Raw genomic sequence first — 20016 nt, 5'->3', positions numbered from 1 at the left:
CATGCGCATAGGAATAGTATGTTACCCTACTTACGGTGGTAGTGGGGTGCTGGCCACAGAGCTGGGGAAAGCCCTGGCAGACAAAGGCCATATGGTCCACTTTATTACATATCAACAGCCGGTAAGGCTTAATGCATTTCACGCTAATATATATTATCACGAGGTTCAGGTTCCTACATATCCACTTTTTGATTTCCCTCCTTATGAATCTGCCCTCAGCAGTACGATGGTGGACGTTATCATTAATCAGAAACTGGACCTGTTGCACGTTCACTATGCCATTCCTCACGCTTCTACTGCCTATATGGCCAAACAGATCGTGAAGAAACATGGCAGAACCGTGCCTTTTATCACTACGCTTCACGGTACAGATATCACCCTGGTGGGTAAGGATAAAACCTACGAACCGGTGGTTACCTTCTCCATCAACGAGTCGGACGCTATTACGGCGGTTTCTGAGAACCTGCGGGAAGAAACCTATAAATCGTTCCCGATAGAAAAGGATATCACGGTAATCTACAACTTTGTGGATACCCAGCGCTTCAGCCGCCGGGAACTGCCTCATTTCAGGCAGGCCATAGCTCCCAACGGCGAAAAGATCCTGCTGCACGTATCCAACTTCCGTAAGGTAAAGAGAGTACCTGATGTGGTAAAGATCTTCGCCCAGGTACGTAAAGAACTGCCGGCCAAACTTTTGCTGGTAGGCGATGGCCCCGACAGGCCGTCTATCGAATGTCTTTGCCGGGAATTGGGGATTTGTGATGATGTAAGATTTGTAGGTAAACAGGAGCAACTGGAAGATGTAATGTCGATCAGTGACCTGTTCCTGCTGCCGTCAGAATATGAAAGTTTTGGATTGGCGGCACTGGAAGCAATGGCTGCCCGGGTGCCTGTGATCTCCTCCAACGCGGGCGGTTTACCGGAAATCAATATTCCCGGGCAAACCGGTTACATGAGCCATGTAGGCGATGTGGACGGAATGGCTGCCCATGCGATCAAACTGCTGAAAGATGAAAAATTACTGGAGCAGGTAAGACAGGGAGCATGGGAACAGGCGCAACGCTTCCATATCGATAATATCATTCCACAATACGAAGCTTTATACGAAGAAGTACTGCAAAAACAGGTGCAGCTGCTTTAACGGGCACGTATCCATTTTTCCGGATTCTGTTTCACCATGTTGCGATATATCTGTAATTCTATTTCCCCGGTATTGCTACCTGCACCCGGTGCGGCCACACCCAATGTTTGACCACGTTTTACAGATGCTCCTTTGCTGACACGGATATCCAGTAATCTCACATAGTTGGTAAAATATTTTCCATGGCGCAGGGTTACCATATACCCTGCGCCTGGTACCATAAATACCATAATTACTTCCCCGTCAAAAATGGCTTTCACTGCGGCGCCCCTAGCCGTTGCGATGATGGTGCCATTGTGATCCACATCAATTTTACCAACCCTGCCGGCGCCGAAATGACCTGTAACACGGCCAGCATCTACGGGCCAGGGCAGGCGGCCACGGTTTGCCTCGAAATCGCGCGACAAGTTGAGTGCTTCCGGAGTGGCTACCAGCGCATCTTCACTGGAAGTTTTAGCTACCGGCGCATCGTCTTCTTCCTCTTCTTCTTTCTCTACTTTTACCGGTGCTTTCTTACCCGCTTTCTTTGCCGCAGCAATAGCGGCTCTTCTGCGGGCGGCAGCCTGTTCGCGCCGCCGGGCATCAGCCGCCTTTTTACGGGCCAGCGCCTGGGCCGCCGCTTTTTTCTGCGCAGCAGCTATTTCCCGCCGGATGGCATCCTGGATAGCCCTGTCTACCTGCCGGGCTTCAGCTTTATTTTTATTGATGCGCTGCTGTAGTTCCTGTTCCTGGTCTTTCAGCTGGGCAATGGTTTTATCTGCTTCCTTTTTATCCTCCAGCAAATCTATCCGCTGCCGTTGTTCTGTTTTCAACGCACCTGTTTTCTGTGCCCGTTGCTGCTGTAATGCAGTCAGCTTTTCTCCCAGCAACGCTTTGGTGGATAGCAGGCTTTCCGCTTCCCGGCGCCTGTTTTCACGGTATTGCTGCAGGTATTGATACCTGCGGATGGCATCATTAAAACTGGTGGCAGAAAAAAAGAAATTCAGCACATCATACGAATCACGGGTTTTGTAGGCGTACACCACCAGCTGCGCATACCTTGCCCTGAGAGAATCCACTTCCCTCTCCAGCGTTTGTACGTTACTGTTAGTATTGCTGATGTCTCCTTCTATTGAACTGATTTCCTTGTTAATATTAACTATCTGCGCATTGCGGGTGGAGATTTTTTGCAGCAGCTCGCGCTGCAGGGCTACATTTTGCCGGGTGGATTTCTTTGTTTGCTGCAGGGATTTATTTGCTTCTTCTATTTCTTTCAATAGCTCCTGTTTACGGCTTTCAAGTGCCGCGCGCGATTGCCTGCTGCCCCGCTGAGCATACAACAGCGCAGGCAATAGCCACAGAGCCATCAAAAGAGGGATCAACTTTCTCAAAAAAAAATGCATTTGGTTAGTAAGCGCAAAGCTGAAAGCACCCTTAAATGCTTTCAGCTTTATCTCGTATAGTTTCAGCTATGTTTAAATTATCTTCTCCTGATCCATTGCTCAGGATTCTGCTTGGTAATGCCTTTCCAGATCTGCAGCTCCACTTCACCGGTATTTTCAATATCGTTGGTGCTGGCAGTACCAATTACCTGCCCCGTTTTCACATTATCGCCTTTCTTCACACGGGTAGTTTGCAAACGTACATACGTAGTAAAGTATTGTCCGTGACGAATAATAATTACATATCCTGATCCCGGCATTACTACTACTGATTTCACTTCCCCGTCGAAAATAGATTTCACGGCGCCGCCCTTATTAGTGGCAATCACAATTCCATCGGATGGCACCTGGATATGTTCCATTACCGCATGCTGGTGTATACCAAAATGCTCGATGATATTACCGGCATCAACGGGCCACGGTAATTTACCCCTGTTGGCTTCAAAACTTTCTGACAATGCCAGTGCTTCGGGAGTGGCTTCCAGCACGTTTTCTGTACGGGTGGTCGCTGTTTTTTCAGGTTCCGGTGCAGGCTCCGGCGCTTTCACCGGGGGAGGCGGTGGCGGCGGTGGCGTATTGGCAGCATTGCTATTGTTATTATTGGCAGCCGCAGCTTTTGCTCTCTCGGCAGCAGCCAGTGCGGCGGCCTTGCGGGCTTCTTCTTCACGGCGGCGTTTTTCTTCCGCGGCTTTGCGGCGGGCCGTTTCTTCCTCTATCGCTTTACGGCGCGCCTCTTCTATTTCCCGGCGGATTACCGCTCTAATCGCCAGCTGTACTTTCTGGGCATCTTTCTTACGCTGGTTAATATCGGTTACCAGCTCCTTCTCACGGCCCTTCAGCTTATTCAGCACTTCATCTTTCTCTTTCTTATCTATTTCCAGCGTGCTGCGTTGTTCCTGCTCCGTTTTAAGTGCATCAGAACGCCTCACGCGCTGCGACTCCAGGTTCTGGATCTTCTGATTCAGCTGATCCTGTGTAGACACAATATTATCTGCCTGCCGGCGGCGGTATTCACGGTACTGCTTTAAATACTGAAAACGCTTTACTGCATCGTTAAAATTCTCCGCGGAAAACACGAAGTTCAGCATATCATAAGAGGACCGGTTTTTATATGCGTAGATCACCAGCTGGGCATACTGGGCCTTCAGGGTATCGAGGTCTTTCTGCAGGGTTTTTACATCCCGTGCAGCAGTATTGATATCTCCATTGATAAAGTTAATCTCTTCGTTGATGTTATTGATCAAACGGCTGCGCAGCGTGATCTTGTCGCGCAATGCACGGAGTTGACCAAGACTCTCTTTCGTAGACTTCTTGGTTTCCTTCAGTTGTTCGTTTGCCTCATCTATTTCTCTTTGCAGCTCTTTCTTTCTTCGCTCCAGTTCTTCCCGCGATTGTTGCTGCTGCCCAGTATTCTGAGCAACCAACATGGCTGGCATTAACCATAGCACCAACATAAACGGGATAATCTTCTTCAAATACAACATGACTTAATTTAGTAACTGCAAATTAAATAAATATACAACGTTTATTAGTTTAATGAAGACGACATTTACGCAATTAACATTTTACATACGTTTATAGCTGGCAGGCGTGCTGAATGGGAAGGTGAGCGGCACATCAAAATCATAACGTGTAAAGTCCAGTGCAACTTTAGTCACGTTCTTTTCTTCGATGTAAATACGGCGCGTAGTGGGGAATTTACGGCCGGCCACTTTTGTGTAGTCTCCGTAGGTCAGCTCACAGGAACGTTTCACTGTACCGGTACTGTCTTTATCCATCACTTTGCTTTGCTGCAATCCGTAGTCATCCGCAAAGACGTTAAAGAGACTGATAAACTTTGCATGATCGCAGCTGAAAGAAATAATAGCCGGCGTTTTCACTACCTGGTATACGGAATCCGTAAGATATACCGGGTTGCCGATCAACATATCCTGGAGGGTATTAAAATCAAACGGGATATTCAGCAATTGCTCCGCGTCCGACATCTTCCGTAAAAATAATTGTTTATCCAGGCGGTTATACATCTTCAGACTGTCTGGTGTGATGACTGCCCTGATCACTTCGTCTACAATCGGCGCGGAAACAGATATCCATATGATGCTGTCTTTCTTTATACGGAAAGTAGCATTCAGGTTATTATGGCTCTTCTTGTCTGTTTCAAATGCCAGCTTCATTTTAGCGGAAAAAGTATTAAACTCAATATGATTGGCATGAATACCTTTCAGCATTTCGCTGGTAAAACGGGTGAGTTCTTCATTCGTTGAACTATCTTTTCCCAGGGTTACCCGATTGGTATCGGCGGCGGGGAATGTAGTACGGGCCAGCTTTTTAGGATGGCGGCAGGCCATCATTCCCAAACCGATCGTTATAATTAAAAGTGTGACTTCTATTTTTCTCTTCATTGAGCGATGACTTATAGCAAATGCTTATTGAATATATCTTTTTTCAGCGATCTTACGGGCAAGGTCTACAGAGGATGCTCCCTTATCTTTAGCCATTTGCCAGTATTCCACTGCTTTGGTAACTTCTTTCAGATTAAACAGGATATCACCGTAATGCTCCAGCACGTTCGGGTTTTTCTGTGCTTCGGGGTATTGCAAAGCTTTCTCGATCCACTCTTTTGCTTCTGCAAATTTTTCCTGGCGGAAAAGGATCCAGGCGTAGGTGTCCATGTAGGTTGGACTTTCCGGTTCCAGTTCCAGTGATTGTTTCGACATTTCTGCTGCCCTTTCGAGGTTCTCTCCTCTTAACGAAAGATAGTAGCTATAATTGTTCATGATCAGCGCATCTTTCGGGCGGAGCAGTAAGGCGCGTTCGTAGCTGCTGTCCGACTGCCGGTGCTGCCCGGTAGCATGGTAGGAATCGCCGAGCAGGGAGTAAATATCTCCCAGGAATTTCTTCTCCCCGTTACCTATATCCAATGCGGTATTCAACGAATTGATCGCAGCGGGATACTGTTGCAGCAGGAAGCTGGCTACTCCTTTAAAGTAGTAGCCCATAAATTCTTTCGGAAACTTACCGGTTACACTGTTGCTGAGTGCCAGCAAGGCGGTGGGATCATCCTTGCGGGAATAGATCCACATCAGCTGATACCACACTGAAAAACGGCTGTCATCCAGACTCAGGGCTTTTTTATAGCTTGCCTCCGCACTGTCCAGCATGTCGGCCTGTGAAAACATATCACCGCGGAGCGCATATGCTTTGGCATCCGCCGGGTGCGCTTTAATGATGAGGGAAGTGAGGTGCAACCCTTCTTCCAGCTTGGTGGTATCCGTGTTCATCATTTGCAGGTACGGATATACGTAAGCTACTTTTTCATCGATGCTGTAACCCGGATTGGCAAATGCCTTGGTAAGATTGTTCCAATAAGTAACGGTGTCGTTATTTTTCTTCGCGTAAGAAGCCAGTGCTATCAGGGCTCTTGGATTATCAGGATCTTTAGAGAGAATGGTATGATACACTTCCGCGGCTTCCGGCACACGGTCGTTAGCATCGTATATTTCTGCCAGCAGGTAATAATACCTGATTTCCTCTGGCTCCTGAGTAATCAGCTTCTTTATTTCTGTGGCTGCATCATCCACCATGCTCATTTTCAGCAGCAGCTTCTGTTTCTGGTAAATGAGTTCTTCCACTATGCCCACCTTCTTTTCCAGCTCATTAAATGCAGCCAGTGCAGAGGCGGGCTTATTGGCTTTTGCCAGTAAAATTCCTTTGTTATAAAGATAATCTTCGTTATCAGGGTATCTGCTGGTAAGGCCCTCAAAAACATAGGCCGCGCTGTCAAATTTTTCATTCACCGCGTAAGCGTCCGCGAGGGTTACCTGGAACCAATGGTTCTGCGGGTCCAGCGCCGCAGCGCGACGGGCAAAGATGAGCGCATTACCGGCGTTTTGTACTTCTATAAAAAGACGGGCTAATTCATAATTAACGGTGGGATTATTTTTATTCAGCCGCAGATAGTCGGCATACTGGGTAATAGCCGTACGGTAGTCACCCAGCATTTTAGAGCGCTGGGCGGCAAAAAAGAGGCTATCAGCCCGCTGTGACAGCACAGCGGCGTTATTAACGGAAGTGTCTTTACGTGATGCTGATGATTTGGCACCACTACAGGCTCCCATTAATAAAATACCAGCCAGCCCTATAACGGTGAAGTATATCCGCATTTATCAGGATTTACCGGTATGTCCAAATCCTCCCACACCTCTAACGGTTTCTGTCAGCACGGTTACCGGTTCAATGACCGCCTGAACAAAGGGAGCAATGATCATCTGAGCAATACGGTCGCCGGGTTGTATGGTTTGCGGTTCGTTGGATAAGTTGATCATTATAATTTTAATCTCTCCCCGGTAATCTGCATCTATCGTGCCAGGCGTATTCAGGAGCGTAAGTCCCTGTTTAATGGCTAAACCGCTACGGGGGCGGATTTGCGCTTCATATCCGGTCGGCAGTTCCATGAATAAACCAGTAGGGATCAGCATCCTTTCCAGCGACTGCAAGGTAACTGCTGTTTCCAAATGTGCGCGGAGGTCCATTCCTGCCGCATCTGCCGTTGCATAAGCTGGTAATTCATTACCCGACTTATTGATTATTTTCACAATGATATCCGCCATTGAACAAAGATATTTTAAAATAATTATGAATGAAGAATTACTGGGTGATATGCTCCAGCAGTACTACCGCATGGGCTGTGACCCCTTCTTCACGACCAACAAAGCCCAGTTTTTCCGTAGTAGTTGCCTTTACAGACACGTCCTCTGTACTCACATGCAGGATTTTGGCAATCACGGCCTGCATTTCCGGCACGTATGCCTTTATTTTAGGCGCCTGCAAACACAGGGTACTGTCTACGTTAACCACCTGGTATCCCTTTTCCCCGATCAGCTGCGCGCAGCGTGCTAATAATATTTTACTGTCGATATTCTTGTAAGTGTTATCGGTATCCGGGAAATGCACCCCGATATCTCCCAGGGAAAGCGCTCCCAGCATGGCATCACAAATAGCATGTAACAATACATCGGCATCGCTGTGCCCCAGCGCTCCTTTATGATGTGGTACCAATACGCCTCCAAGCCAGAATTCACGTCCTTCTGTCAGCTGATGGAAATCTACTCCCAATCCTATACGTATCCTACTCATATTTGTAATAATTTAATCATTTTGCCAATCCGCAAGGTAAGTCAATAAATATAAAAATCCCCCCGTTTTGCGGAGGGATTAAAGCGGATAATTATTTTATATCATTAAACGACTAAATATGTGTTACCATCCTGTCCGGCTTTCCTCATCTCTTGGCCCCAGGTCGAATGTGAGCGTGAAGCGCAGTGTGTTGGAAAGCGGGTTACGTTGTATTCCTGATCCTGAAGGAACCAGGTAAGAAAAATTAAGGCCGAAGATATCGTACTTAACACCGATACCCGCCGTAAAATATTTGCGGTTTCCTTTGTTCTTGTTTTCGTTGAAATAGCCTGCCCTTACTGCAAACTGCTGGTTGTACCAGTACTCCATACCAATAGAATACATCAGTTCCTGCATTTCTTCCTTGATGGGGGCATCGCCAAAGGAACTGAATATTCCCTCGAGTGTACCTTTCTCTTTATATAGTCCGGCAGAATCCGGGGTAGGCACCAGTAATTTATTGATATCCAAGGCAAAGGTCAGCTGATTCGCTTCGTCCAGTGCCACCGTATAGGCGGTACCGATACCCAGGTTAGTGGGCAGGAAGTCTTTATTGGCGGCAGAACTGGTGTAGGAAATCTTGGTACCTATGTTCGTAATGGCCATACCAATGTTCAACCTGTTCACCAGGCCGTCATCTTTCTCAAAATCTTTGGTATAAAATCCTGATAAATCGGCTGCAAAGGCTTTACCCGGCTTAATGCTAACGCTACCGTTGCTTTGTCCGCCGGCCAGGTTGGAGTAAATATAACGGGCGGTTAAGCCAATACCAAAATGATCCGACAGCTTACGGGCATAACCTGCATCCAGTGCAAATTCACGCGGGCGAAAATCACCGGTAGGCGTACCTGTAACATCCGTAAAATTGATTGTTCCAAGAGAAAAATATCTTAAGGAACCGGAAATGGCCTGTTGTTCGTCCAGCTTGGTATAGCCGGATACGGTAGCCAGGAAAACGTCGTTTACCAGTTCTTTTAACCAGGGGGTATAAGTTACTGCCAAACCGCCATTTTTTTCCGCAAATGGAAGTTTGGAGAGATTGTTATAAATAGAAGATGCATCCGGCGATATTGCCACTCCCACGTCGCCCATGGCTCCACTGCGTGCATCCGGTGTAATTCTCAGAAAAGGAACCGCGGTATTGATGGTGTTGGTACGACCATCTGTTTGCCCGGGATTAGGAATTTGAGCTGAGGTTTGTAAACTTATGAAAGTACCGTAAATGAACACAAGGCCCATTGTTACCTTTCGGATCATGCAGATTTTGTATTTGATAAGGATGTAAAAATAATCTTATTTATTAATATAACATAGAAAGGGGTTTATTTGGGATAATGGTAAAAATTATTTTCCTGCATAGGCTATAATAACACCAGCTTACCACCCTTTATCTTCATTCCCGTGGAAGTCTTGATTGTTATCCTGTACACGTACAATCCTGAGGACAGTTTTGCTCCCGAATCATTTCGACCATCCCAGGGCATGCCCTCAAAACGGCCTGCTGTGGAAATTATTGTGCTACGCATAGTTTTTACCAGTTTTCCTCCTAACGTAAACACCTGTAACGTGAGTTCAAGCTCTTCTCCCTGCCGGTTGTGTAAAAAAGAAAACCGTGTTACATCATGAAAAGGATTCGGAAAGTTCCTCACTTCATCTACAGTCAGTACTCCCTGGTCTGCTACTTTGAAATAAATGGTGGTAGCAGCACCATTGTTCCGGGAATCCCATGCTTTGATTGTAATCCGGTGTTCTCCTGTTGACAATCCCTTTAACGGGAAAAGTACGTTACCCTTTTTATAGCTATCCAAAGATGCCCCAAAATAATCATTTAACACAATATATTCTGTACTATCCAGAATTGCGGTCAGCAGGTAAAGTTCGTTATTCCCTGAAATATTAATGCCGCTGCTGTCTGCCAGGTCCACTATCAATAAAGGATCATGGCCTGTAATATCTCCACTCCGGAAACTGCGGCTATCGAGCCAGGCATTTATCGTTGGACCGCTGACATCAGCTACTGGCGGAACCACCTGGCCACCGGTGGTGAAATTATCAAAATAACCATTGCCATCCTGCTGGTCGTTGCTGGTATAATAACTGATTTTCCCTCTGCCGTCGCCTTCCCTGATATCTCCGGGGGCCACAAATGTAAAAGAAAATCTGCCACCATTTACTGTTTGTGTACCCTGGAACAACAGATTGCGCTGCAATTTATAACCCGCCACCTGGCTGCCGGCATCGTTGCCACGGGTTTTCAACAGGGCCGGCTGGTCATACACCGTTGTATACATAATGCCATTATAAGCCGGTACCGGGTTGCCCTGCGCATCTTCTATATGGCCTTTTACCGTATACAGGCCGAGTCCTTTCACCGTGTCGGGTTGTCCCGTAGCAGCCCTGCCGTTAATGGAATCAGTGATCACCCGGTAAGCTGGGAATGCCAGGGAAAGCGCCGGATCGCCCAGTAACTGGAACTTCCGGTTATTCACCGCATCGCCGGAACTGCTGTAGGTAAGGTTCTTGGCCAGCATGGCAGCGGCGCCCAACGCAGGCATACGCCCATCTGCCAGTGGTGTGAAGGCCACTTTTAAATAATTAGCGTTCATCAACTGGTTGGAAGCAGAAAAAACCGCGCGGGTGGTGGTCATCAGCGCAATGGCGCCGCCGGTATGCTGCAGTAATATCTTATGTCCCAATGACGTGATACCCGGATCATCATACGGCGCAAAATCGCAGGTAGCGGTAATAAACAGCGGTAACTTATTCTCATTATGCCAGTCGGCTATACTACCTGCATCCATGATGTTTTCTGCGGCCAGACGGGAGTTACTGCCATGACCGGTATAGTTCAACACCAGCGTTCCTTTATTGATCTTTAAGGCTATAGCCTTGTTTACCTCCGGGTACACCGGGCCGGAACTGCCTGTTTCCTGCGGATAAGCGTCTGCATAGATCTTATCTGTATTCAGCAGTTTCGCGTCGCCGGAAAGGATGGTCCCCATTTTTTCCGCATCATCGAAATGAAGGTTATCGTCTTCATCATCGGCCAGTAAAGTTACCTGGTTACGCCAGGCGCCAAACGCTTCCGGCTGCCGGTAGCGCAGGATCTTATCCACCGCCAGGCGGGCTTCCGCTTCGTTGCGCGCAGGAATACGGCCAATGCCGATATCCAGCAGATCCGGTTTAGCCGTTCCCGTGATATCCCCTTCATCTTTCAGTATCCCAAAGTAATCGTCGGATACATACGACCGGATGGCATCGAGCGAGGCTTCGCTTTGCCAGGAAGGGATATTGTTCGTATTATTTTTTACACGTTGCCGGTAATCATAGGAGGCGGCGCCGAACAACAACAGGTAACGGGGTGCGGGTCCGCGGTCGTAAAACATTTTTACATAGTCCCTCACCGCGGTGGGATCGGGTGTTCCGGAGGCAAACTCCTGGTATACCTGATCGATGATGGCTACCTGCACCGACAGCTGATCGGCGGCCCTGTGCATGGCTGCCAGCCGCTCCGCCTGCGGCAGGAGCGCGCGTGTGGTGATAATGAGCATATCTGCCGGCCCTTGGCCATGCAGATCCTGATTGGGCACCGTTCCTGCGAAATCAGGCTTCCCGGCGGCAGCGGCGCGGAAAGCAATGTATTCATGCAACTGGTCGTTTTTACCCGTAAACAGCAGGGAATCCCCTTGCAGGGTTGTTTTCATCACCACCGGGTTCAACGGGTCCGTAACATTCCAGATATACGTTTGCGTGTTGGCGTTATGTACCGCGAACCGGCTGGGTTGCCCGCTGCCGGCATAACGGGTACTGCGAAAATCCAGCATACCGGTAGCTGGTATCACCGGCTTACAGCGGGCCTGCACTTCCAGGTAATCCAGCCAGCCTTTATCGTTGATATTTCCCGGCAAAAATTCCACGCCTATTTCCAGTTCCGGCTGACCGGCATCTGCCCCGCCTGTTGCGGCAGCGGCAGTAGCTACCCCTGCAAAAATATTACCTGTTACCGGCAGCAGGTACATATTGGTTACAGCCGGCAATTTATTTATGGTGGCATTGAAGTTGCTCCCAACGCTGCTTCGTGCAGATGCCCGCATGCTTACCCATACTTTTCCTTCTCCGGGGGAAGGCAGGTTAAACCGGTAGCTGCGCGTTAAGCCCACTACCTTACTGAACTCCTGCCCCCACCACTGTTTGCCGCTATTGAGGAAATTTAGGCTGTCTCTTTCATAAAAGTCGTGATAATCAAAGGTATATTCAGGCGTGGCTCCCGCCGGCTCATCCCCTGCGGCGACCCGGAGCCCTGTTCCGCCCGTGGTGATATAATACCAGGCGGTATCCGCATACAGGTTCCGCTGATGGGTAAAGGTTTTAGTGCTGCTGTTATACAGCCAGCGATGTGGTCCGGGGGCGTAAAAAAGGGCATAGTCGCTGCCATTGAGCATGCCGTCCCCGCCGTCTTCCACGTGCAGGGCCACTTCCGGCAGATCGTCGTACCGCGGGGCCGGATTGGGTTCGGCCAGCATCTGCCCTCCGGTTCCAAAAAGCCGCAACCCGGCAGATGACAACCCGGTGATCCCCATACTCTGGAGAAAGGTTACATCTATTTTATAGATACCGGGGGCGCTGATACCTATCTTGTACCAGTTGCCTGAGGCCAGTACAGAATTTTTTTTATACTGCCGAAGGCTGCTTTGGGCATATATTTCCCGTTTCCCTAAAAAAGAAAGCAGGAAAAGACCTATAAAAATATAATTGAGTTTCATTACCTTAATCGCAGTTTTTCGGCCGGTTGATGTAGAAAGACCCTTATCAGCGGGAACGATTGGCAGCAAATTACAAATTAATTTTTTTCGCCATAAAATAAAAAAGAGTACATTTGCGTTTACTGTAAATATACTAGACTAAAGCTGTATCGCATGCGTAGATTAACCTCTTTATCATTGCTCGTAGGTACCAGCGTAATGCTATCCATGAGTGCCTGTCATAAAGACGGCGGGGGACTTTTCGGTAAGAAGAAGGAATCTTCTTCCGCTACGGGCTGGAACTATAACGACCAGAAAATGGGCGGTTTCAGCGTAGCAAAAAACGTGAACCAGCAAACTGGTCCGGGCCTTGTTTTTGTACAGGGTGGTACTTTCGCCATGGGAGCTACGGAACAGGATGTAATGGGCGACTGGAATAATATTCCGCGCCGTATTACTGTTTCCTCCTTCTATATCGATGAATCTGAAGTAGCCAACGTACATTACCGCGAATATCTCTATTGGCTGAACCGCGTATACGGGGAATCATTCCCGGACGTATACCGCAACGCAATGCCGGACACCCTGGTATGGCGTAGTGAGCTGGCCTACAATGAGCCACTGGTAGAATATTATTTCCGTCACCCGGCTTACAACGACTATCCCGTAGTAGGTGTTACCTGGAAACAGGCAACCGACTATTGTAAATGGCGTTCCAACCGTGTAAACGAGAAACTGCTGATGGACAAAGGTCTCCTCTCCAAAGCGGATGTAGGCAACCAGTCAGACGACAACACCTTTGACACTAAGTCTTACACCGCCGGTTTATACGAAGGTACACCCGGTAAAATGTCGAAGGGTACGAAAGACCAGTTCAAAAATTCCGATGGTACGCCCCGCAATGCTGCCTTTGAAGATGGTATCATGTTACCCAACTACCGTCTTCCAACAGAAGCAGAATGGGAATACGCCGCACTGGGTTATATAGGTCAGAACCCCGGTCCTTCCAAAAAAGAAGGCAAACACGGGGAAGAGCTGATCATGAACAAACAGGTTTACTCCTGGGGAACCAATACCAGCGGCTTACGTGATATCCGCCGCGGTACCATGCAGGGTCAGTTCCTGGCCAACTTCAAGCGTGGTTCCGGTGATAACATGGGTGTGGCCGGCGGCTTGAACGACCGTGCTTCCATCCCTGGTCCTATCCGCTCCTTCTACCCTAACACATTCGGCATCTATAACATGTCCGGTAACGTAGCAGAATGGGTACTGGACGTATACAGACCACTGAACCCGATCGATGGGGAAGACTTCAACTACTTCCGTGGTAATAAATTCCAGACTGTTTACCAGAACGAAAATAAAGAGTTCGAAAAAGACAGTCTTGGTCACCTGAAAATGCGTGATGTAACTGATGAAGAAAGTGCCAACCGTCTTAACTACCAGAAGGGTGATGTAATCAACTACCTCGATGGTGACTCCCTTTCACAGGTGGAATATGGTTATGGTGTCACTACCCTGATCAATGACAAATCACACGTGATTAAAGGTGGTAGCTGGAACGACCGTGCTTACTGGCTTTCACCAGGTACACGCCGTTACATGCAGGAAGATATGGCCACTAACACCGTTGGCTTCCGTTGCGCAATGGACCGTGTAGGTAGCCCTGAAGGCAACAAGTTCAAAACAGGTAACCTGTTCAAGAAACAACGCCAGAAACGATAGATGCGGAGGTTGTCTTTCTCAGGATTACACTGATTTTACTGATTACCCGGATTTTTACTTTTTGATTTATAAATGATTAAGGGAGATATAAGCGGATATTCGCTTTTATCTCCCTTAATTTTTATCCATAAAATCTTAAAAAATCCAAAAAGTAAAAATCCGGGTAATCAGTATAATCAGCGTGAAAGACAACCTTCGCTTACTTCCATAACTCCAGGATCTCCTCTGTGTGGTTCTTTGTGTCAGGCTTTTTGATAATATGCGCAATCACACCATTTTCATCGATGAGGAAAGTAGTACGGTGAATACCATCATATGTTTTGCCCATCATTTGTTTTTCGCCATACACACCATACTGGTGTACGATCTTTTTATCTTCATCTGCCAGTAAAGTAAATGGCAGTTCATATTTCTCTATAAATTTCTGGTGACTCTGCTCGCTGTCGGTACTTACACCTACCACGGCGTATCCCTTTTTCAGCAGGGTACTATAGTTGTCGCGCAGGTTACAGGCCTGGGCCGTACATCCAGGAGTCATATCTTTCGGATAAAAATACAGCACTACCCGTTTGCCTTTAAAATCGGTGAGGGATACGGTTTTGCCATGCTGATCTTTTCCTTTGAAAACGGGCGCTTTATCGCCTTCTTTTAAGTTTCCCATATTTACGGTTTTAGCTGTTTGAAATGATATTTTAACGTTTGAATGATAATCTGTAGCTGCCTTCATTTCCGGCTACATCGGTTACCTTCAGTACCAGGATATGCGATCCCGGCTCACAATGTTCATCAAACGTATAGGTAAGTACGTTACTTCTCCGCGACAACAACAACCATTTGCCATCCAGTTCTGCACGGTAGCTTTTAATACCGCTGGCATCATTCATAGCAAAAGATACTTTGGCAGCTTTTGAAAGAACAGCGCCCGGCTTCACGCCCAGCGGGGTTACCTTTGGCGCCACGGTATCTACTTCCAGGTGGAAGTTGCCGAAGTCGCGAAAAGTGCCTTTATACCAGCCGTTTTCCAGCGTGGTGGCGGAAGTGCTGCTGCCCTGTCCTTCTCTCACCATCACTATTTTCGATTGCAGGTTTTCCGGAACATTACGGGTGGCGCGAAGGCGTACATCAAAGAAGTCGTGCACAGGCACCAGCGCATTGTGCAGGTGGTATACATTGGAATATGCTTTGGTGCTTACAGACGCTGTTTCCAGGTAATTGAAACATACCTGGTCGTAGAGCGCTGTCTCATCCAGGTAAAATTCCACCTGGTTATTTTCAAAGATATTACGTGAATCGGGGTACATGGTGTTGGCGCATGCTTTCTGTGCATCGTCTGTACCTGACTGCTGCAGGGCCAGTTTCACCGTAGAAGTATTGCCGTAGGCATCCTTTACCAGCAGCTTTACATTATGTACAGCGCCGTCCGACAGGTGAATGGTACCATCACCTTTCAGGTCGTGGTAAATATCCAGTTTATTTCCGGGCAGGGAAAACACCAGCTGGTAGTAGGGTCCGCCGCCTTTCTTTGTTTTATAATCGATGTGTGCGTTCAGGTAACGGGTTTCCTCATACCCGATGTTATCCAGCTGGAAATCGATATCTGGTTCATTATTCTGGAACAGGGTCACTTCATAAATGCCATAGATATTACCGGTATTCATCCGGTCGATGGCGCTTAGGCCAATGCCCGCCTGCGCTGCATTAATTTTAACAACCGGCTGGGTGGTTACATATTCGCCGCCCACTTTCTTCACTGGTATTATGAGTGGCTTTTGCTCGTAAATACTTTTCTCCCGGTCATATATCGCCAGGCGGTATACATCCGGGGCTTTGGTATCTGCGATATCGAAACCAAAGAGCAAGGGGTTCAGTGGTTTTTCTGTTGTTGTGTTCCTGATTTCAAAGTGCAGGTGCGGGCCTGCAGATCCGCCTGTATTACCGCTCCAGGCTACAAAGTCGCCCTTTTTTACGGGGAACATGCCGGCGGGAATGGCAAGGTCGCTGGCCCAGCTTTCCGCCTGGTATTGCTGCTTTTTCACATATTGCTGCAGGGCAGGAAAAAAGGCGTTGAGATGGGCGTATACTGTCGTATAGCCGTTAGGGTGAGTAATATAAAGTACGTTCCCGAAGCCGGTATGTGATACGCCGATGCGGCTTACATAGCCATCCGCAGCTGCGTGTACCGGCAGATTTTCCTTTTGCTGGGTTTTAATATCCATCCCCGAATGGAAGTGGTTGGGCCGCAGCTCCCCGAAGTTACCGGCCAGTATGATCGGAATATTTAATGGATTCCTGAAATAGCCTTGCGGATAGTCCTTTACCGGGATGGATTGCGCCTGTAACAGTTGCGGAAGCAAACAAAGTAGACCGATGACTCTCTTCATAATATGCAAATGTAGGGAAAAGCGGATTTATGCGGATTTTGTCTTTTTCGCTGATTACACTGATTATGCTGATTACTTTGATTTTGCTTTTTTGTGTTTTGCTTTTGTGTTTTGCTTTTGTGTTTTGAGAGATGGGAACAGGTTCATGCCAGTGGCTGGCAATTCCATTTTCGTATGCCCGTATACGTGTTAAACACAGCCGTTTAAAAGCCCGAAATTCAATAGTAGTATATCCGTTATTCATCTGCCCAAAAATTAAAAACAACATCAAAATAATCAGCATAATCAGTGTAATCAGCGAAAAAGACAAAATCCGCGTAAATCCGCTTTTTTAAGTACATTAGTTCCCGCAAAACGTGCAAGCATACATGTCTATCCAGGTATCAGAACTCAGTAAAGTATACGGCGAACAACGGGCGGTGGATGCTATTTCCTTCGAGCTAAAAAAGGGAGAGATCACTGGTTTCCTGGGGCCAAACGGCGCGGGGAAATCCACTACCATGAAGATGATCACCGGTTTCTTACCGCCTACCAGCGGGAAGGCCAGTGTATGCGGGTTTGATATTGTGTCGCAATCGCTGGAGGTACGGAAAAGGGTAGGATATCTGCCCGAGTCCAATCCCCTGTATTATGATATGTATATCCGGGAGTTCCTGGAATTTGTGGCGGGCATCCATCAATTGGGAAAGGCAGGCGCACAGCGGATTACATCCGTAATTGAGCTAACGGGGCTTCAACCGGAGCGGCACAAAAAGATCGGCGCATTGTCTAATGGTTATAAACAACGGGTTGGACTGGCACAGGCCCTGCTGCATGATCCGGAAGTACTGATCCTCGACGAGCCCACTACCGGGCTGGACCCCAATCAGCTGGCGGATATCCGGCGGTTGATCAGGGAACTGGGGGCCAATAAAACGGTGATCCTTTCCACGCATATTATGCAGGAAGTAGAGGCGCTCTGCGACCGGGTAATCATCATTAACAAAGGAAAAATCATCGCCGACGATAAATTATCGTTAATCCAGCAAAACAACACCGGGAATGGTTATTTACAGGTTACCTTTGCGGAGCCGGTAAGCGAAGCCGAATTACTGGCAATCACCGGCATAAGCCGTGTGGTGGCCCGGGAAGACCATAGCTGGCAGTTATTTACCAGTCAGGTAGATGAAGTGCGAAAAAACCTCTTACAATTTGCTTTGATTAATAACAGGAACATACTTTCTTTGCAGAGCAATTCACAGAGCCTGGAAACAATTTTCCGGGAACTGACAAAAGCCTCCGGCAACTAACTGTAGCCTTTAGCAACCCGGGAGTGGTGAAGGGACTAACAGCCGCAGCTAACGCCAGATGCTAAATAAATAGCTAACAATAATAACTTTTCGAATTATGAGTATCATTTCAGAAATCCATGCCAGGCAGATCCTCGACAGCCGTGGTAATCCTACAATTGAGGTTGATGTAACCACAGAAGACGGACATTTTGGCCGCGCAGCAGTTCCATCCGGTGCTTCTACCGGTAAACACGAAGCAGTAGAACTGCGTGATAATGATAAGGCTGTTTACATGGGCAAAGGCGTACTGCAGGCCGTAAGTAATGTAAACGATATCATCGCTGAAGAACTGATTGGCTGGGAAGTAACGGACCAGGCCGGTATTGATAAGATGCTGATTCAATTAGATGGTACTCCTAATAAAGCTAAACTGGGCGCTAACGCTACCCTGGCAGTGAGCATGGCGGTAGCCAAAGCTGCTGCTGAAGAAAGCAACCAGCCACTGTACCGCTACCTCGGCGGTGTAAACGCTTTCACCCTCCCAATTCCTTTAATGAACATCATCAATGGTGGTGCGCATGCGGATAATAAAATCGACTTCCAGGAATTCATGATCGTACCAGTAGGTGCTCCTTCTTTCTCTGAAGGCCTGCGCTGGGGCGTGGAAATTTTCCACCACCTGAAATCCGTACTGAAAAAGAAAGGATACAGCACCAATGTAGGTGACGAAGGCGGCTTTGCTCCTGAAATCCAGAGCAATGAAGAAGCTATCGAAACTGTACTGGAAGCCATCAAAGCAGCCGGCTACGAACCAGGTACCCAGGTAGCTATTGCCCTGGATGCCGCCAGCAGCGAAATGTATGACGACGCTACCAAGAGCTACAAATTCTACAAAAGCTCCCAGAAAGTAATCAGCAGCGACGAAATGGTAGCTTACTGGACTGAATGGGTAAATAAATATCCGATCGTTTCCATCGAAGATGGGATGGCAGAAGATGACTGGGATGGCTGGAAAAAACTGACCGAATCAGTAGGCAACCGCGTACAGCTGGTAGGCGACGACTTGTTCGTAACCAACGTACTCCGCCTGAAAGAAGGTATCGATAAAGGTATCGCCAACAGCATCCTCGTAAAAGTAAACCAGATCGGTACCGTAACAGAAACCATCGATGCAGTGAACATGGCGCACAAAGCCGGTTACACTTCCATCATGAGCCACCGTTCCGGCGAAACAGAAGATACTACCATCGCTGATCTCGCTGTAGCACTGAACTGCGGTCAGATCAAAACCGGTTCCGCTTCCCGTACCGACCGTATGGCGAAATACAACCAGTTACTCCGTATTGAAGAAGCACTGGGCGAAGTAGCGATCTATCCTACCAACTCTATCAGTGTTAAAAAATAATCCTTCGGGAAAAAACTTTTGGATCTCGGATATCCGGCAACATCACCGCCGGATATCTGAAATCCAAAAATGATTTGTAAATTGCTGTATGTCCGGATTAAAATTTATAAAAGTGCCAAAGGTCCTGAAGAATAAGTTCTTCATAGCTTTTGCTGCCTTTGTAATCTGGATCGCCTTCCTGGACAAAACCAACCTCATGTACCAATACCAGTTTCAGTCAGAGGTAAACAAACTCGAAAACCAGAAGGAATTCTTTATCCAGCAAATCAAACAAACCCGCGAAGAACAACAGGAACTGCTTTCCAGCCCCGAAAAACTGGAAAAATTTGCCCGCGAAAAATACTATATGAAAAAAGATAATGAAGACCTGTTCATTATCACCCCTGCACCCGCCCAATAACTCCGCCTCCTTTCCCCTTGTGCATCTTAAAAATTTATCTTAAATTAACAATAGATTCCGGGCAAAATCCGTTATAAAAGAGAACCTATTATTAGTATTAAAATAATAATGCATGAGTAATTTTACACTTTCTGTACTTTCAACCCTGTGTCTTGTTACTAAAAGCGATATAAAACATCACCAGGAGGATCTTTCTTTAACCCGGGAAGAGCAAGCCAGCTTTGACAACACCAAAGCAGCCCTGAACACCGTACGTTATGCGCCAAGAGTAGCCACCCTCCAGTTGATTTTCGACTACGCCGCCAATAAACAAAAAGCGGAAGAACAGTAACAGCGACCATACTTTTTTCATTTT

General features: G+C 47.5%; 16 protein-coding genes. 6 read left to right on the top strand and 10 right to left on the bottom strand.

Features of this window, described 5'->3' with window-relative positions:
* Position 1 precedes the first annotated feature (1 nt).
* Entirely contained in the window at positions 2-1141 is a 1140-nt protein-coding gene (bshA, locus tag QFZ48_RS13265) for an N-acetyl-alpha-D-glucosaminyl L-malate synthase BshA (RefSeq protein ID WP_429042277.1), read from the top strand.
* Here the strand turns inward: bshA and QFZ48_RS13260 are convergent.
* From QFZ48_RS13260 to porU, 8 genes are all read right to left on the bottom strand, one after another.
* Entirely contained in the window at positions 1138-2487 is a 1350-nt protein-coding gene (locus QFZ48_RS13260; RefSeq protein ID WP_429042280.1) for a murein hydrolase activator EnvC family protein, read from the bottom strand. The two genes, bshA and QFZ48_RS13260, sit on opposite strands and share 4 nt — an antisense overlap.
* A gap of 113 nt (positions 2488-2600) precedes the next feature.
* Entirely contained in the window at positions 2601-4037 is a 1437-nt protein-coding gene (locus QFZ48_RS13255) for a murein hydrolase activator EnvC family protein (RefSeq protein WP_429042282.1), read from the bottom strand.
* A gap of 90 nt (positions 4038-4127) precedes the next feature.
* The gene (locus QFZ48_RS13250; protein WP_429042285.1) at positions 4128-4964 is read right to left on the bottom strand and encodes a DUF4292 domain-containing protein; all 837 of its coding nucleotides are present in this window, start codon (positions 4962-4964) and stop codon (positions 4128-4130) included.
* A gap of 24 nt (positions 4965-4988) precedes the next feature.
* Positions 4989-6725: a tetratricopeptide repeat protein gene (locus QFZ48_RS13245; RefSeq protein WP_429062581.1), complete on the bottom strand. Its 1737-nt coding sequence runs from the start codon at positions 6723-6725 to the stop codon at positions 4989-4991.
* 3 nt (positions 6726-6728) lie between these two features.
* A complete protein-coding gene (gene dut, locus QFZ48_RS13240) occupies positions 6729-7172 on the bottom strand; it encodes a dUTP diphosphatase (RefSeq protein ID WP_429042288.1) in 444 nt (147 codons plus the stop codon).
* A gap of 37 nt (positions 7173-7209) precedes the next feature.
* A complete protein-coding gene (gene ispF, locus QFZ48_RS13235; protein ID WP_429042290.1) occupies positions 7210-7698 on the bottom strand; it encodes a 2-C-methyl-D-erythritol 2,4-cyclodiphosphate synthase in 489 nt (162 codons plus the stop codon).
* A gap of 123 nt (positions 7699-7821) precedes the next feature.
* Positions 7822-8994, bottom strand: a complete 1173-nt coding sequence (gene porV / locus QFZ48_RS13230; protein ID WP_429042292.1) for a type IX secretion system outer membrane channel protein PorV — start codon at positions 8992-8994, stop codon at positions 7822-7824.
* A 104-nt stretch (positions 8995-9098) separates the two neighbouring features.
* A complete protein-coding gene (porU, locus tag QFZ48_RS13225; protein ID WP_429062580.1) occupies positions 9099-12500 on the bottom strand; it encodes a type IX secretion system sortase PorU in 3402 nt (1133 codons plus the stop codon).
* A 153-nt stretch (positions 12501-12653) separates the two neighbouring features.
* Between porU and QFZ48_RS13220 the strand changes: the two genes are divergently transcribed.
* Complete coding sequence (locus tag QFZ48_RS13220; protein ID WP_370908468.1) at positions 12654-14204, top strand: SUMF1/EgtB/PvdO family nonheme iron enzyme; 1551 nt, start codon at positions 12654-12656, stop codon at positions 14202-14204.
* Between the two features lie 199 nt (positions 14205-14403).
* Here the strand turns inward: QFZ48_RS13220 and bcp are convergent, their stop codons facing one another.
* Positions 14404-14865, bottom strand: a complete 462-nt coding sequence (gene bcp, locus QFZ48_RS13215; RefSeq protein ID WP_429062578.1) for a thioredoxin-dependent thiol peroxidase — start codon at positions 14863-14865, stop codon at positions 14404-14406.
* A 31-nt stretch (positions 14866-14896) separates the two neighbouring features.
* Positions 14897-16585, bottom strand: coding sequence for a M23 family metallopeptidase (locus QFZ48_RS13210; RefSeq protein WP_429042300.1), 1689 nt, complete (start codon positions 16583-16585; stop codon positions 14897-14899).
* A 368-nt stretch (positions 16586-16953) separates the two neighbouring features.
* Between QFZ48_RS13210 and gldA the strand changes: the two genes are divergently transcribed.
* The 4 genes from gldA to QFZ48_RS13190 all read left to right on the top strand — a co-directional run bounded on the left by gldA (position 16954) and on the right by QFZ48_RS13190 (position 19992).
* Positions 16954-17874: a gliding motility-associated ABC transporter ATP-binding subunit GldA gene (gldA, locus tag QFZ48_RS13205; RefSeq protein ID WP_429042302.1), complete on the top strand. Its 921-nt coding sequence runs from the start codon at positions 16954-16956 to the stop codon at positions 17872-17874.
* Between the two features lie 97 nt (positions 17875-17971).
* Entirely contained in the window at positions 17972-19261 is a 1290-nt protein-coding gene (gene eno, locus QFZ48_RS13200) for a phosphopyruvate hydratase (protein ID WP_079471070.1), read from the top strand.
* Between the two features lie 88 nt (positions 19262-19349).
* The gene (locus QFZ48_RS13195) at positions 19350-19661 is read left to right on the top strand and encodes an FtsB family cell division protein (RefSeq protein WP_429042307.1); all 312 of its coding nucleotides are present in this window, start codon (positions 19350-19352) and stop codon (positions 19659-19661) included.
* Positions 19662-19773: 112 nt separating this feature from the next.
* Positions 19774-19992: a hypothetical protein gene (locus QFZ48_RS13190; RefSeq protein ID WP_429042309.1), complete on the top strand. Its 219-nt coding sequence runs from the start codon at positions 19774-19776 to the stop codon at positions 19990-19992.
* The last annotated feature ends 24 nt before the right edge of the window (positions 19993-20016 follow it).

The organism is Chitinophaga sp. W2I13 (assembly GCF_050434005.1).
GTDB lineage: Bacteria > Bacteroidota > Bacteroidia > Chitinophagales > Chitinophagaceae > Chitinophaga.
This window is presented reverse-complemented; position numbering and strand designations above follow the sequence as displayed.

What these genes read in the sequence shown, in the direction of transcription:
- bshA (WP_429042277.1), top strand. Translation starts at nt 2, where the DNA reads ATGCGCATAGGAATAGTATGTTACCCTACTTACGGTGGTAGTGGGGTG.
- QFZ48_RS13260 (WP_429042280.1), bottom strand. Translation starts at nt 2,487, where the DNA reads ATGGCTCTGTGGCTATTGCCTGCGCTGTTGTATGCTCAGCGGGGCAGC.
- QFZ48_RS13250 (WP_429042285.1), bottom strand. Translation starts at nt 4,964, where the DNA reads ATGAAGAGAAAAATAGAAGTCACACTTTTAATTATAACGATCGGTTTG.
- QFZ48_RS13245 (WP_429062581.1), bottom strand. Translation starts at nt 6,725, where the DNA reads ATGCGGATATACTTCACCGTTATAGGGCTGGCTGGTATTTTATTAATG.
- dut (WP_429042288.1), bottom strand. Translation starts at nt 7,172, where the DNA reads ATGGCGGATATCATTGTGAAAATAATCAATAAGTCGGGTAATGAATTA.
- ispF (WP_429042290.1), bottom strand. Translation starts at nt 7,698, where the DNA reads ATGAGTAGGATACGTATAGGATTGGGAGTAGATTTCCATCAGCTGACA.
- porV (WP_429042292.1), bottom strand. Translation starts at nt 8,994, where the DNA reads ATGATCCGAAAGGTAACAATGGGCCTTGTGTTCATTTACGGTACTTTC.
- porU (WP_429062580.1), bottom strand. Translation starts at nt 12,500, where the DNA reads ATGAAACTCAATTATATTTTTATAGGTCTTTTCCTGCTTTCTTTTTTA.
- QFZ48_RS13220 (WP_370908468.1), top strand. Translation starts at nt 12,654, where the DNA reads ATGCGTAGATTAACCTCTTTATCATTGCTCGTAGGTACCAGCGTAATG.
- bcp (WP_429062578.1), bottom strand. Translation starts at nt 14,865, where the DNA reads ATGGGAAACTTAAAAGAAGGCGATAAAGCGCCCGTTTTCAAAGGAAAA.
- QFZ48_RS13210 (WP_429042300.1), bottom strand. Translation starts at nt 16,585, where the DNA reads ATGAAGAGAGTCATCGGTCTACTTTGTTTGCTTCCGCAACTGTTACAG.
- gldA (WP_429042302.1), top strand. Translation starts at nt 16,954, where the DNA reads ATGTCTATCCAGGTATCAGAACTCAGTAAAGTATACGGCGAACAACGG.
- eno (WP_079471070.1), top strand. Translation starts at nt 17,972, where the DNA reads ATGAGTATCATTTCAGAAATCCATGCCAGGCAGATCCTCGACAGCCGT.
- QFZ48_RS13195 (WP_429042307.1), top strand. Translation starts at nt 19,350, where the DNA reads ATGTCCGGATTAAAATTTATAAAAGTGCCAAAGGTCCTGAAGAATAAG.
- QFZ48_RS13190 (WP_429042309.1), top strand. Translation starts at nt 19,774, where the DNA reads ATGAGTAATTTTACACTTTCTGTACTTTCAACCCTGTGTCTTGTTACT.